Here is a 13,389-nt window from a genome sequence, read left to right as displayed (position 1 = left end):
AGAGGGACAAAGGTATGCTCCGACTATATCGTACGTTCGCGGGGGAAACGCCCTCACGACGCCGCCCTCACGACGCCGCCCTCACGACGAGGTCATCTCGACCGCCGTCTCGACGAGGTCATCTCGACCGCCGTCTCGACGAGGTCATCTCGACCGCCGTCTCGACGAGGTCATCTCGACCGCCGTCTCGACGAGCGACCGCACCGTCGTGAGCAGCTCCGTCGCGGCCGCCGGCTCGCGGGTCTCGGCGGTCAGTCGGATCAGCGGCTGCGTCCCCGACGGCCGGATCAGAAACCAGCCGTCCGCGGTCTCGACCCGGACGCCGTCGAGCGCGGTGACCTCGTCGTACCGCTCGCGGGCGAGGTCGTCGACCGCGTTCATCACGTCCCCTTTGGCGTCCGTCTCGACCGTCGCGCGGCGGATGGGGTACCGGTCGATCCGCGCGAGCCGGTCCGAGATCGGCTCCGCCGCGGCGAGGGCGGCGAGTTTCACGCCGGCGAGCGGACCGTCGGGACAGAGGGTCTCGTCGGGGAAGATCCAGGCGCCGGAGGGTTCGCCGCCGAACGCGACGGCGGAGTCGCGGGCCCGCTCCGCCACGTACACGTCGCCGACGCGGGTGTGGACGACCTCCGCCCCGACCGCCTCCAAGGCGTCGTCGACCGCGAGACTCGTGTTGACCGGGGCGGCGACCCGGTCCCCGGAGCCGACCTCCTCGCGTCCGAAGAGCGCGAGCAGCAGGTCGCCGGGGACGAACTCGCCGTCGTCAGTCACGGCCATCATCCGGTCCGCGTCGCCGTCGTGTGCGATCCCGAGGTCGGCGTCGACGGCGGGGACCGTCGCCGCGAGCGTTGCGCACGTCTCCGCCGTCGGCTCGCTCGGGCGGGCGGGGAACCTGCCGTCCGGCTGCGCGTTGAGCGTCTCGACGTCGGCGCCGAGCTCGTACAGCGCCTCGGCCGTGACGCCGCCCGTGCCGTTCCCGACGTCGACGACGACAGACAGCGTCGAGAGGTCGGCGTCGCTCGCCGCCGCGTCGCGTCGCCCCGCCTCGACCAGCGCCTCGCGGTGGCGGGCGGTCGCGTCCTCCCACGTCCGGTGTGTCCCCTGCCCGTCCCACTCCGCGAGGTCGAAGTCGGCCTCGCGTATCCGCTCGGCGATCTCCTCCTGCCGTGCCGTCGAGAACGCCTGTCCCGAGGGCGTCCAGAGCTTGAGGCCGTTGTCCTCCGGGGGGTTGTGCGAGGCGGTCACCACGACGCCGGCGTCGGCCTCCCGGAGGGCGATCCCGCGGGCGACCGTCGGCGTCGCCGCCAGCCCGGCGTCGACGACGTCGGTCCCGGTCTCTTGCAGGCCGGCGACGAGCGCGTTCCGGAGGGTCCGTCCCGAGTCGCGCGCGTCCCGTCCCACGAGCGCTCGGTCGGCGTCGGTTCCGACGGCCCGACCGATGTCCAGCGCGACCGACGCGGTGATCGACTCGCCGACTCGGCCCCGGACCCCGCTCGTTCCGAACATGGGGAGCGATCGGTCCGAACGGATATGTAGCCGTCGACCGTTTTCGCCGGTTTCACCGCCGGTATCTCGGGAGTAACGGGGTGATATCCGGGCGGTCGTCCCGCCGAGACGGTTAGTCTGCGTATAGTAAGGCGTCGCGGGGCGGTCGTCTCCGAGGAGATGCGATTCGACCATCAAACGATCGACGATTCTCCCCCGTGTGGGCGCCTCTTCGTCTGTGAGCCCGTCGACCTCGTCGGCGACGGCCTGCCGGACCTCATCGTCGGCGGGATGGGGTCCGAGGACCTCCCGGTGTTGGGAGACCGGACAGTCCCGCTCGTGGGGCGGCTGTTCCGGCGGCTCGAAACCGACCTGTTCTGGTACGAGAACCCCGGGCACGGGAACCACGACGGCGACGCGGCGTGGACTCGCCACACGCTCTCGTCAGCGTCTGACCTCCACGCGCTCGGCGCGGCGCTCGGCGACGTGAACGGGAACGGGCGGCTCGACCTCATCGTCGGTCAGGGGTTCGGCGGGAGCGACGTGTACTGGTTCGAACAGCCGGTCGACCCCCGGAAGGCGTGGCCGAAACACCTGATCGCGGACGACTTCTCGAAGTACCACGACCTCGCGTTCGGCGACGTTGACAACGACGGGGAGCCCGAGGTCGTCGGCGCGTCACAAGAGAGCGAGACGGTCTTCTACTACGACGTCCCCGACGACCCGACGCGCTCGCCGTGGCCGAGCGACTGTCTCACGGTGATCGGCCGGCACACCAACGTCGAAGGGCTCGCGATCGCCGACCTCGACGGCGACGGCGACAACGAGCTCGTCGCGGGGACGGCGGTCTATCGGCGAGCCGACCGCGACTCGACCGCCGCGGCCCCCGAAGACGCGTCCGACCTGTCGGCCGAGTGGGCCCGAGAACACGTCGTCGCCGGCTGGGACTGGACGCGGGTCGCCGTCGGCGACGTGGACGACGACGGCGAGCCGGAGCTGGTGTTCGCGGAGGGCGACTCGCCGCTGCTCGGCGAACACATGGGCCGCGTCGGGTGGTTCGACCCCCCGGACTGGGACACGCACATCCTCCGTGACGACCTGTACTGTCCGCACACGGTCCAACTCGCCGACTTCGACGGCAACGGCTCGCTCGACGTCTACGTCGCGGAGATGGGGCTCGGGGAGAACGAGGAGACCGCCCAGCACGTCCTGTTCCGGAACGAGGGCGGGGGGAAGTTCAGGGAGACCGTCGTCGAGAGCGGGGTGCCGACCCACGAGGGGAAGGCGCTCGACGTCGACGGGAACGGTCGGCCCGACCTCATCGGGAAGTCGTTCGAACCGCACGCGCACGTCGACGTGTGGTACAACCGCCCGTAACATGCTCGGAACCACGACCCTCCGCGACCGGCTGCACCTCCGCAACCGACTGCCGAGCCGCTTGGGCAGCTCGATCGAGGCCGGCGGAGACGCCGAGGCCGGCGGAGACGCCGAGGCCGGCAGCGGTTCGGACGCCGGCGACGGTCGGGAAGCGGACCGACCGCTCGTCACCGCGGTCGTCACGACGTACAACCGGCCCTCGTACCTGCGCGACTGCGTCGAGAGCGTGCTCGAACAGACGTACGACCCGATCGAGCTGGTCGTCGTCGACGACTGCTCCGACGCCCCCGCGAGCGAGACGCTGGCGGGCGTCGACACCGACTCGCTGGCCGGGTATCGATGCGTCCGGCACCGGACGAACCGCGGCGTCAACGCCGCGCGGAACGCGGGCGTCGAGGCCGGGACGGGGGCGTACGTCGCCTTCCTCGACGACGACGACCGGTGGGTCCCGGAGAAGGTCGAGCGACAGGTGGACGCGTTCGAGGCGGCCGGCGAGAGCGTCGGCGTCGTCTACTCGGGGACGAAGGCGCTCCACGGGGACGGCGCCCGCGAGGAGCTGCCGCCGCGGATCGACGGCGACCTGACGAAGGCGCTGCTGTGTCGGAACGTGGTCGGGTCGATGTCCGTCGTGATGGTCCGGGGCGACCTCGCGGAGGCGGTTTCGTTCGACGAGGAGTTCGAGGCGTGGGCCGACATGGAGTGGCTCGTCCGAGTCTCCCAGCGGGCCGCGTTCGTCCGGCTTCCCGAGGCGCTCGTCGTCTACGAGTACACGTCGCACGGCCGACTGAGCGACGACTTCGAGAAGAAGCGCCGCGGCTACGACAGTTTCCTCGACCGGTTCGGCGAGGTCGCGGCGGCGTACGGCCGGCCCTTCCGCCGGAAGATGCGGGCGTGGGCCGCGTTCCGAGCCGGGTCGTCGGCGCTGTACACCGGCAACTACGGCGACGCCCGCCGGCTCCTGTTCACCGCGGTCGCGCGGTATCCGCTGGAGCCGCGGTTCCTCGCGTACCTGCTCGCCTCGCTGGGGGGTCGCCCCACGCACCTCCTGGCGCGGCGGGTCTCCGGGTCGGTCGGGTGACCGGGTCGTTCGGGTGGCCGGGGCGCTCGGGTGGCCGAATTCGGCTCGCCTCGGTGACGCTCCCGGCCGTTTAGCCGACGCCTACCTTTGGACCCCTGCGCGCAAGGGGTTCGCATGTCGTTCGATGACCGGGGGAACACACCGCTCGCCGGCCGGCTTCCCCTGGACCTTCTGGTCGTCACGCTCGTCTCGCTCGCGGTCGTCGCGCTCGCCGCGAGGAACGGGGGCGGTCTCGTTCGGATGCTGCTCGGCGGCGCGTTCGTCCTCTTCTGTCCGGGGTACGCGCTGGTCTCCGCGCTGTTTCCGCAGCGGACCGCGCGCGTCCCGGAGCGCCTCTCGACGATGGGGTTCCGCCGGGAGGAGACGATACCCCTCTCCCGGCTCGAACGGGTCGTGGCGTCGATCGCGGTCAGCGTCGTTCTCGTCCCCTTCATCGGGTTCCTCCTGCATTACACCAAGTGGGGGATACGCCCGACGACGATGGTTCCCGGCGTCGCCGTGACGACCGTCGCCCTCGCCGTGCTCGCGGCGGTTCGGCGGCTTCGCCTCCCGCCGGACGAGCGGTTCGCGGTCGCCTCGCTCGCGCTGGCCCGGCGGTTGGACGGGTGGGTGCGCGAGCCGGACCGTCCCGTCTACACCGCCCTCAACGCCTTCCTCGTCGTCGGTCTCGTCGTCGCCGCCGCCGGCGTCGGAATCGCCGCGGCCACGTCGACGAACGGCGAGCGGTACACCGAGCTGTCCGTCCTCGGAAGCGACCCGGACACCGGGACGGCGGTCGCGGACGAGTACCCGCGGGAACTCGCCCCCGGCGAGGAGGCGACGGTCCGCGTCGGGATCGAGAACCGGGAGGCGGGCGCGCGGACGTACACGGTGGTGACGCAGCTGCAGCGCTTGGACGACGCCGGCGGGGAGACGTGCGTCGTCGAGCGGTCGGAGGTCGACCGGTTCGACGCGCGGCTGCAACCGGGCGAATCGGCTGAGCGGACGCGGACGGTCGAGCCGACGATGGCGGGCGACGGACTCCGGATCGCCTACCTGCTGTACGTCGACGGACCGCCGGCGAACCCGACCGCCGAGAACGCGTACCGATCGGTGCATCTCTGGGTCGACGTGGGAGGACCGAGCGCGACGGGAGCGAACGCGTAGCTGGCCAACCGTCGTCGACGAGCGTGTGGTCGGCGGACGCGTGTCGACGGGCGTCCGGACGGAACCGACCTCACTCCAGCCGCTCGGAGACGAACTCCAGAAGGTCTTCGACCCGGTCGTCGCCGCGGTAGGCGACGGAACCCCGCCCGCGGTCGTATTCGATCAGGTCCGCGTCCGCCAACGTCGGCAGATGCGTGTGGCGCAGTTCGATCGATGCCCGACCGTTCCCGGAGTCGGTCGGTCGGCCGCGCGATTCGAGCGCCGCCGCGAGGTCGTCGATACCGACTGCGCGACCGTCGGTCGCGTGCAGGTGGCGGAGTATCGCCCGACGCTCGGGGTCGGCGACGGCTCGGAGCAGGGTCTCGGTCGAGGCGGTCTGGGTTTCTGAGTCCATTGGTCGTCTCCCCATGTTCGGTCGAAACGGTTGCTCGCAGGAACACGGAGACGAAACTGTACTCTCGTTGATGTATAATGGGGACCGTTCACTCCGATCATCACACCCTCTGTGGCGACGGTAGCCCGCGCCTACCCGGTTCGATCATCGCCGACGGCTTTCGGTTGTCACCGCTTAACAAAGGCTCGGCCGGATAACGGTCGCGCTATGCACGGCCCTTCCACCGACGCGGACGCGACGACGGGGGTTCCGGCCACCGGGGTGCGCCGATCGGCCGAGACGGACGGGGTGACCGGGCGATGACCGGCGTCACGGAGATCAGAAACGGCCGAGTCGTCACGTCCTCGGGGGTCGTCGAGGGCGGGCGCGTCGTGATCGGCGGCGACCGAATCGTCCGGGTCGATCGGGGGGCCGCGAGGGACACTCGGGGGTCCGCGGGGGACGCCCGGGGGTCGACGACCGTCGACGCCGACGGCCGGGTCGTGATGCCCGGGATCGTCGACCTCCACGGCGACGACATCGAGCACCACCGCGCCCCGCGGGCGGGCGCCAGCGTCGACGCCCGAACTGCCCTCACCGCGGCCGACCGCGCGAACCTGCTCAACGGGGTCACGACCAAGTTCCACGCGGTCGCGTTCGAGGAGTCGCCGGCCGACGGTCGAACGCTCGAAACCGCCGAGGAGGTCGCCGTCGAGATCGGACGCGAGGGGTACACCCTCGGCGACAACCGGCTGCACGCCAGGTGCGAGCTGGCCGACGCGAGCGCCGACGCCGTCGAGGGCGTCGTCGACCGGGTCGGGATCGACCTCCTCTCGGTGATGCACCACGCCCCCGGCGACGGGCAGTACGACGACGAGGCGTTCGAACGGCACTACGTCGAGGACCGGAACTGGCCGGCGGAGTCGGTCGACGACGTCATCGAGACCCGACGATCGCTGGACCGATCTGACCGCGACGACCGCATCCGCCGGATCGCCGACCTCGCGCGCCGCGCCGACGTGCCGCTGGCGTCCCACGACGACGAGTCGGCGCGCGACGTGGAGCGGATGGCGGCCCACGGCACCGACATCAGCGAGTACCCGCTCACTCGGGAGGCCGCGCGGCGCGCGACCGACCTCGGGCTCGCCACCGTGATGGGCGCCCCGAACCTGGTCCGCGGCGGGAGCCTCTGGGACAACCTCGGCGCGCGCGCCGCGGTCGACGACGGACTGGTCGACGTGCTGTGTGCCGACTACCACCCGCAGTCGCTGCTCGCGGCCCCGTTCGTCGACACCGGCGAACCGCTGTCGACGCGCGTGAACCGCGTCACCCGCAACCCCGCGGCCGCCGCCGGACTCGACGACAGGGGCCGGATCGCGGAGGGCGCACGCGCGGACCTGATCGTGGTCGACCCGAACGGGACGCCGACCGTCGACCGCGTGTTCGTCGCCGGCGCGGAGGCCCTCCGGGCCGACCGCACCGCGACGGCCGACCGCCGGGCGCCGCCGGCCGGGTCGTGATGCCCGGGATCGTCGGCCGGCGACGACCGACGAGCGCGTCCGGCGCCGACGCTCTCTGTCTCGGAACTGGACGAAAGCACCGAACCGCGAGCCGGAGACGAGACGTGAGTACCGAAACGTGAGGACCGGTACCACAGCGGAGGCGGGTCGTCCGGGGTCATGGACGTTCACGTCCGACTGCGGTACGACTCCCGATTGGCGTCCGGGCGACTTTGCTATATGACATCTAAAACCGATATGGTCCACTTATCACACGGCGGATGAAAATCACCCGATCCGACGCGTTGTCGGCCGATCCGATCGGGACCCCGTTCCCGCACGTCGGTTTCCGATAAGGGACGGTTCGAGGAGCCGCCCCCGGTGATCTCCGGCGATCGGAAGAACAGATCGACACCGTTTATAAAGGCGAGTCGCTAGATCGGCCGAGGCATACATCTCATGACTTCTTCCGACGCGGAACGCCGACACACGCCGGTCCCGGCCGCCGGGTCACCGATTACTCGAATTCCGATGGAGGCCGAGACCTCCGCGACCGTCGCAGTCGTGCGAGCCGTCGCCGAGGCCGAGGGCACGTCCCCGGGCGACCTCCCCCTGTTGAGCGACGTGATCGACCCCGAGGCGTTCGACGCCCTGTTCGACGACGACCGCGTCGGCCGGTCCGGCGTCCGCTTCTCGTTCGACTACTGCGGCTACGTCGTCACGGCCACCGACGACGCGGTGACGCTGGACGTTCGGTGACGCTGGACGTTCGGTGACGGTCGCGTAGCGCCGCTCGCCCGTTCGAGGGACCGCCGTTCCGCGGGTTACCCGTCTCCCCCACCCGATCAGTAGGGGGCTCGCCACCCGATCAGTAGGACGGTCTTAACGGGTTCTGACGGTCCCGCGGTGAACCCGCTCCGAGGCGCGCCGGACGAAAGGTTCCGCATTACAATCAGTACCGGCGCCGCAGGCAGGGCATGGTCCGACCTTATTTCGGAGCCCGGTACCGTAGTCGGGCAGCCGTTCGCACCGCGGACGCCGATCGCTCGCGGACGACTCGGGGGATCGCGTCGCGCTCATGAGCTCGTTCGATCAGGCGGTCGTCCTCGCGGCGGGCGAGGGGAGCCGCATCCGGCCGCTGACCCGGTACCAGCCGAAGCCGATGCTCCGCGTCGCGGGCCGGCCGATACTCGAGTACCCGCTCGACGCCCTCGCGGCGTTCGGCGTCGAGGAGGTCGCGATGGTCGTCGGCCACGCGAAGACGCGGATTCAGAACCACTTCGGCGACGACTACCGCGGCCTCGACCTCACGTATCTCACCCAGCAGAGCCAACTGGGGAGCGGTCACGCCCTTCAGGTCGCCGCCGGCCACGTCGGCGGCGACTTCCTCGTCGTAAACGGGGACAACGTCATCGACGAGACGATGGTCCGCGGGACCGCGGAGCGGTACGCGGCGACGGATGCGACCGCCGCGCTGGCCGTGGCCTCGGCGACGGACGCGACCGAGTACGGCACGGTCGGCGTCCGCGACGGCCTCGTCGACCGGGTCGACGAGGGAGACGCCGCCGAGTCCGGGCGAGTCAACACCGGCGTGTACGCGTTCGACGAGTCGATCTTCGACGCGCTCGACCGGACCGGGTTCGAGAGCGGCGAGCGCCCCCTCACCGGGGCGATCGCCGAGCTGGAGGGACCGGTCGTCGCCGCCGCCCCGAACGGCGTCTGGTTCGACTCCTCGTACCCGTGGGACTTACTGGAGACCAACGAGACGCTGCTGTACGCCCATCCGGAACTCGTCGCCGCGGATCAGCCCGTGGACGACTCCGCGCGGGTCCACGAGTCGGCGGTGATCGGCGACCACGTCCTCGTCGGCCCCGACTGCAAGGTCTCGGCCGGCGCGGTCGTCCGGAGCGGGACGTGCCTTCACGCGAGCACGACCGTCGGCGAGAACGCCGTCTTGGAGGGCTCGATCGTCGGTCCGGACGCCCGGATCGGCGCGGGCGCGGTCCTGCGGGACACGATCGTCGGCGGCGGCGCGACGATCGGCGACGGGACGGTCTCGCCCGGCCGGTCGGCAACGCTCGTGTTGGACGGCGTCGAGTACACCGACCGCCGGCTCGGCGGTATCGTCGCGGACCGCGCGGCGGTCGGGGCGAACGTCACGGTCACGCCCGGCTGTCGGGTCGGCCCCCGCTCGACGGTCGGCTCCGGCGTCGCGCTCAAACACGACGTTCCCGAGGGCGCGGAGGTGATGGGCTGATGTGCGGCATCACCGCCCGCGTCGGGACCGGCGAGGCGGTCGGCGAGCTCCTCTCGGGGCTCCGCAACCTCGAATACCGCGGCTACGACTCCGCCGGGGTCGCCACCGTCACGCCGGACGGGCTCGACGTGATCAAGCGCTCCGGCGAGATAGACGCGCTGTGCGAGGCGGTCGAGGCGACCGCGGTGCGCGGCGCGACCGGGATCGGTCACACCCGGTGGTCGACCCACGGGCCGCCGACGGACGCGAACGCCCACCCCCACACCGACTGTCTGGGGCAGGTCGCGGTCGTCCACAACGGGATCATCGACAACTACACCGAGCTCAGAGACGAGCTCTCGACCCACGAGTTCACGAGCGACACGGACACCGAGGTCGTGCCGCACCTGATCGAGGAGCTCCTCTCGGCCGGCTACACCCCCGAGCAGGCGTTCCGGCGCGCGGTCGACAGGATCTCCGGGAGCTACGCGATCGCCGCGGTCTTCGAGGGGAGCGACGCCGTGTACGGCACCCGGTCCGGCTCCCCGCTGGTGCTCGGCCGGTCCGGCCACAGCTGCTACCTCGCGAGCGACGTGCCCGCCTTCCTGGAGTACACCGACGAGGTCGTCTATCTGGAGGACGGCGACATCGTCGACATGGACCCGGACGGGTACGAGATCACCGACACCGACGGCGTCGCCGTCGAACGCGCGGTGGAGACGGTCGACTGGGACCCCGACGACGCGGGGAAGGGCGGCTACAACCACTACATGCTCAAGGAGATCTACGAGCAGCCCACCGCGCTCCGGCAGTCGATCCGGGGGCGGAGCGACCCGCTGGCGGGGCGCGCCGAACTGGAGGAGCTCGCGGACGGCGCCTTCGAGGGGATCGAGTCGGTCCACCTCGTCGCGATGGGCACGTCGTACCACGCGGCGCTGTACGCGCAGGCGCTGCTCGCCAACCGGGGAATTCCCGCGCAGGCGTTCCTCTCCGGCGAGTACGGGTCGAGCCCGCCGCCGACCGACGACCGGACGCTCGTGATCGCGGTCACCCAGAGCGGGGAAACCGCCGACACGCTGTCGGCCGTCCGGAGCGTTCAGGGGACCGGCGTTCGCACGCTCTCGGTGACGAACGTCGTCGGATCGACGATCACCCGCGAGTGCAAGGACACCGTCTACATCCGCGCCGGCCCGGAGATCGGCGTGGCGGCGACCAAGTCGTTCTCCTCGCAGGTGGCGACGCTGGTCCTGTTGAGCGAGCGGCTGAGCCACGACATCGTGGGCGGGACCCCGCGGGCGACCGCGGAGCTGCTGGAGGCGCTGTCGGTGCTGCCGGACGACGTCCAGCGCATCCTCGACGAGTCGACGGCGGAGACCGTCGCCGCCGAGTACCACGACAGCGACTCGTACTTCTTCATCGGCCGGGGCGTCGGGCACCCGGTGGCGATGGAGGGGGCGCTGAAGTTCAAGGAGATCACCTACGACCACGCCGAGGGGTTCTCGGCGGCGGAGCTCAAGCACGGGCCGCTGGCGCTCGTCACCGAGAACACGCCGGTGTTCGCGGTGTTCGCCGGACGGGACGACACCAAGACGCTCCACAACGTCAAGGAGATCCGCGCCCGCGGCGCGCCGGTGGTCGCGGTGGCCGCCGAGGGGACCGACCGGATCGAGGAGTACGCCGACCACGTCCTCGAAATTCCGGACACGCACCCCGACGTGGCGGGCGTTCTCGCGAACGTCCAGCTCCAGCTCGTCTCGTACCTCGCCGCGGACGAGCTCTCGCGGCCGATCGACAAGCCGCGGAACCTCGCGAAGAGCGTCACCGTCGAGTGACGCGGCCCGCGGTATTCAGTTGACGTCGACGATCTCCACGTCGAACGTCAGCGTTTCGCCGGCGAGGCGAGGGTTGAAGTCCACCCGGACGACCTCCTCGTCGACGTGGACGACCTCGCCCTGGCTGCCGTTCTGGGCCTCGAGGTAGGTGCCCTCCTCGGGCGTCTGGCCGCCGAGCATCTCCCGGAGTTCCTCGGTTTCGAACTCCTGAATCTGTTCGTCGCTGGGCTCGCCGTAGGCCTTCTCCGGCGGGATAGTCAGGGTCTCCGTCTCCCCGGCCTCCAGCCCGATCAGCCCCTCCTCCATCCCCTCGATGACCTGTTCGTCGCCGATTTTGACCGTCAGCGGCGCGTACTCCCGGTCGGGCTGGGCCTCGGCGAGGCCGGTCTCCTCGGCGACGGACTTCCGGGAGGTGTCGAACACCGTTTCGTCGTCGAGTCGGCCAGTATACTCCAGCGTCACAGAATCGCCAGTAGCTATCGACATACGAACACGAGACGTGCCACACGGAAAGTCTGTTGCATCGAGAGACGTCATCGCCGCCGCGTCAGGTGTTTGATCGCTCAGATCGATGATCCGACATCTCACCGGACACCTCTGCGGGCGATCCCGATGGACCGGACGACCCCGATGGACCGGACGACCCCGATAGATCGGACGGCCCGGCGGGAGGAGCGGACTCGGACCGCGCCGCCGACGCCCCCGGCGGGCTCGTCACCCGCCGCCGGCTCCTCCTCGGGGTCGCGGGCGGCGTCGGCCTCCTCGGCTGGGTGTACCGCGCCTCGGACCGGACCCGCGCGGTCGGTCACGGGGGGATCGCCGACTCGGCGAGCGCGCCGGCCGGCTACGCGGACGTCGATGTCACCGATCTGGTCGCGGACCACTACTCGTACGTCCAGCCGGAGGAGGGATGTCTGCCGCGGGCGGTCGACCGGATCGGCGTCGAGTGAATCGGTCGTGGGAACCGACTCCGGCGGTCTTCGTCGCTTCGCTTCCGGACCTCCTTCGCTCACGGTTCCCGATCAAAACGGACGGCCCGTCGCCCCGAAGCCGTCGGTGTCGAACGGACCGACCGTCGAAACCGCCGCCGCGCCGGCCGCGTTCCCGATCCTCGCCAACTCCCCGAGCTCCGAGACGCCGCTTTGCCGCGCGGCGAGGACCGCCCCGGCGAACGCGTCGCCGGCGCCGGCCGTGGTCGCGACCGCGGCCGCCGGCGGAGTCGCAGTCGCCCGCTCGGCGATCTCACCGTCGTCCACGGTTACCGCGGTCGTCTCCGCCGCGCCGTCCGTGACGAACGCCGTCGTCGCGTCGTCCGACGGAAGCAGTTCGAGCAGCCCCGCCGGCGTGCGATCGACGCCTGCCACCGCGAGGTCGTCCGTCCCGGCGAAGATCAGGTCGCAGTGGCGAAGCACGTCCCGCAGCGCCCGCCGATAGGCGTCGGGGGCGGACCACTGGCTCTCGCGTCCGTTCAGGTCGAACGAGACGCGGGTGCCGCCCGCCGCGGCCGCCTCGGCGAGCCGTCGCACCGCAGTCCGGTTCACTTCGGCCGGTAGCGTGACGCCCTCCAGGTGGACCCACTCGGAGGAGGCCGCGAGCGTCGCCGGATCGGCGGGCGGGGTGAAGCCGTAACAGCTCCCCGCGATCCAGGCGTTCCAGCGCTCCCCGTCCTCCGTCGGGACGTACAGCGTGAGCGGTGACGTCGCGTCGACCCGGGTCACGTGCGTCGTGTCGACCGGACTCTCCGCGAGGCGCCGGGCGGCCAGATCCCCCATGGCGTCGGTCCCGACGTTCGTTACGAGGCCGGTCTCGCCTCCGAGCGAGGCCGCCCACCGTGCGACGTTCGCCGCCGTCCCGCCGACGTGCCACTCGAACCGACTCCCGGGCGCCATGGTCGTCCCGTCCGCGGGATAGAGGTCGATCGTCGTGTCGCCGACGACCAACACGTCCCGTTTGCCGTCGCTCATCGCCCCGATTCCGCTCGCTTGCCGGGGTCGCGTTCCCGACGAGCGTCGCCGTCCGTGTCGATCACCGGTTCCGACTGCCGTAATTCATCCATGTGGTCCCCGTCGTCCGGCGCGTACTCGCGGCACGTACCTGTGTCTTTTCACCAGACGACGTCGTCTCCGACGCCGATCGGTCCCGAGTCGACTTGACCTCTTCCGAACACGACGCGACCTTCCAGCAGCTTAATACCGCTAGCCGGCGAAGGTGACCGTGGGACTCCGGTCGCAAAAACCGCAAACCAGCTTGTGTGCCAGCACCTGTGTTTTGCAACGTCCGGGTCCCGCTTTTGGACGCCGAGCGACCGCCCCGTGGTTCGCCGCGATCGGTTGGGCGACTCGGACCTCGGCGATCACTCGCTT

The 13,389-nt window shown here is 70.9% G+C and carries 11 protein-coding genes and 1 pseudogene; 8 read left to right on the top strand and 4 right to left on the bottom strand.

Annotated elements, in window-relative coordinates:
- Nucleotides 1-144: 144 nt before the first annotated feature.
- Nucleotides 145-1,506, bottom strand: a complete 1,362-nt coding sequence (glmM, locus tag ESO89_RS10920; RefSeq protein WP_128905537.1) for a phosphoglucosamine mutase — start codon at nt 1,504-1,506, stop codon at nt 145-147.
- 159 nt (nt 1,507-1,665) lie between these two features.
- Here glmM and ESO89_RS10915 point away from each other — a divergent pair, with 159 nt between their 5' ends.
- The 3 genes from ESO89_RS10915 (at nt 1,666) to ESO89_RS10905 (ending at nt 5,086) form a co-directional block, all read left to right on the top strand.
- Complete coding sequence (locus ESO89_RS10915; RefSeq protein WP_128905536.1) at nt 1,666-2,862, top strand: FG-GAP repeat domain-containing protein; 1,197 nt, start codon at nt 1,666-1,668, stop codon at nt 2,860-2,862.
- Between the two features lies 1 nt (nt 2,863).
- On the top strand, nt 2,864-3,940 hold the full coding sequence (locus tag ESO89_RS10910; protein ID WP_128905535.1) for a glycosyltransferase family 2 protein: 1,077 nt from the start codon (nt 2,864-2,866) through the stop codon (nt 3,938-3,940).
- 114 nt (nt 3,941-4,054) lie between these two features.
- Nucleotides 4,055-5,086 carry a DUF1616 domain-containing protein gene (locus ESO89_RS10905; protein WP_128905534.1) on the top strand — a complete coding sequence of 344 codons (1,032 nt, stop codon included), beginning with the start codon at nt 4,055-4,057 and terminating at the stop codon, nt 5,084-5,086.
- A gap of 70 nt (nt 5,087-5,156) precedes the next feature.
- Here the strand turns inward: ESO89_RS10905 and ESO89_RS10900 are convergent, their stop codons facing one another.
- Nucleotides 5,157-5,480: a DUF7344 domain-containing protein gene (locus ESO89_RS10900; RefSeq protein WP_128905533.1), complete on the bottom strand. Its 324-nt coding sequence runs from the start codon at nt 5,478-5,480 to the stop codon at nt 5,157-5,159.
- Nucleotides 5,481-5,779: 299 nt separating this feature from the next.
- On the opposite strand from ESO89_RS10900, the gene ESO89_RS10895 reads away from it, so the two are divergent.
- The 4 genes from ESO89_RS10895 to glmS all read left to right on the top strand — a co-directional run bounded on the left by ESO89_RS10895 (nt 5,780) and on the right by glmS (nt 11,026).
- Nucleotides 5,780-6,979: an alpha-D-ribose 1-methylphosphonate 5-triphosphate diphosphatase gene (locus ESO89_RS10895; RefSeq protein WP_128905532.1), complete on the top strand. Its 1,200-nt coding sequence runs from the start codon at nt 5,780-5,782 to the stop codon at nt 6,977-6,979.
- Nucleotides 6,980-7,417: 438 nt separating this feature from the next.
- Nucleotides 7,418-7,717 (top strand): HalOD1 output domain-containing protein, encoded by a 300-nt coding sequence (locus ESO89_RS10890; RefSeq protein ID WP_241686198.1) that lies wholly within the window; start codon nt 7,418-7,420, stop codon nt 7,715-7,717.
- 319 nt (nt 7,718-8,036) lie between these two features.
- Nucleotides 8,037-9,215: a sugar phosphate nucleotidyltransferase gene (locus ESO89_RS10885; RefSeq protein WP_128905531.1), complete on the top strand. Its 1,179-nt coding sequence runs from the start codon at nt 8,037-8,039 to the stop codon at nt 9,213-9,215.
- Complete coding sequence (glmS, locus tag ESO89_RS10880) at nt 9,215-11,026, top strand: glutamine--fructose-6-phosphate transaminase (isomerizing) (protein WP_128905530.1); 1,812 nt, start codon at nt 9,215-9,217, stop codon at nt 11,024-11,026. Before ESO89_RS10885 ends, glmS begins: the two co-directional genes overlap by 1 nt.
- A 15-nt stretch (nt 11,027-11,041) precedes the next feature.
- Here the strand turns inward: glmS and ESO89_RS10875 are convergent, their stop codons facing one another.
- On the bottom strand, nt 11,042-11,512 hold the full coding sequence (locus ESO89_RS10875) for an FKBP-type peptidyl-prolyl cis-trans isomerase (RefSeq protein ID WP_128905529.1): 471 nt from the start codon (nt 11,510-11,512) through the stop codon (nt 11,042-11,044).
- 272 nt (nt 11,513-11,784) lie between these two features.
- On the opposite strand from ESO89_RS10875, the pseudogene ESO89_RS19005 reads away from it, so the two are divergent.
- Nucleotides 11,785-11,976 (top strand): annotated as a pseudogene (locus tag ESO89_RS19005) (DUF726 domain-containing protein); the annotation flags it as partial.
- Between the two features lie 72 nt (nt 11,977-12,048).
- On the opposite strand, the gene ESO89_RS10865 reads toward ESO89_RS19005, so the two are convergent.
- Nucleotides 12,049-12,990, bottom strand: coding sequence for a carbohydrate kinase family protein (locus ESO89_RS10865; protein WP_128905528.1), 942 nt, complete (start codon nt 12,988-12,990; stop codon nt 12,049-12,051).
- Between the last annotated feature and the right edge of the window lie 399 nt (nt 12,991-13,389).

The sequence above is a fragment of the Halorubrum amylolyticum genome (assembly GCF_004114995.1).
In the GTDB taxonomy this organism is placed as follows: Archaea; Halobacteriota; Halobacteria; order Halobacteriales; family Haloferacaceae; genus Halorubrum; species Halorubrum amylolyticum.
Note: the sequence above shows the minus strand (reverse complement) of the source record. Positions and strands in the feature narration are given on the sequence as shown.

Coding starts and splice junctions, on each gene's coding strand:
- glmM (WP_128905537.1), bottom strand. CDS start 1,506: ATGTTCGGAACGAGCGGGGTCCGGGGCCGAGTCGGCGAGTCGATCACC.
- ESO89_RS10915 (WP_128905536.1), top strand. CDS start 1,666: ATGCGATTCGACCATCAAACGATCGACGATTCTCCCCCGTGTGGGCGC.
- ESO89_RS10910 (WP_128905535.1), top strand. CDS start 2,864: ATGCTCGGAACCACGACCCTCCGCGACCGGCTGCACCTCCGCAACCGA.
- ESO89_RS10905 (WP_128905534.1), top strand. CDS start 4,055: ATGTCGTTCGATGACCGGGGGAACACACCGCTCGCCGGCCGGCTTCCC.
- ESO89_RS10900 (WP_128905533.1), bottom strand. CDS start 5,480: ATGGACTCAGAAACCCAGACCGCCTCGACCGAGACCCTGCTCCGAGCC.
- ESO89_RS10895 (WP_128905532.1), top strand. CDS start 5,780: ATGACCGGCGTCACGGAGATCAGAAACGGCCGAGTCGTCACGTCCTCG.
- ESO89_RS10890 (WP_241686198.1), top strand. CDS start 7,418: ATGACTTCTTCCGACGCGGAACGCCGACACACGCCGGTCCCGGCCGCC.
- ESO89_RS10885 (WP_128905531.1), top strand. CDS start 8,037: ATGAGCTCGTTCGATCAGGCGGTCGTCCTCGCGGCGGGCGAGGGGAGC.
- glmS (WP_128905530.1), top strand. CDS start 9,215: ATGTGCGGCATCACCGCCCGCGTCGGGACCGGCGAGGCGGTCGGCGAG.
- ESO89_RS10875 (WP_128905529.1), bottom strand. CDS start 11,512: ATGTCGATAGCTACTGGCGATTCTGTGACGCTGGAGTATACTGGCCGA.
- ESO89_RS10865 (WP_128905528.1), bottom strand. CDS start 12,990: ATGAGCGACGGCAAACGGGACGTGTTGGTCGTCGGCGACACGACGATC.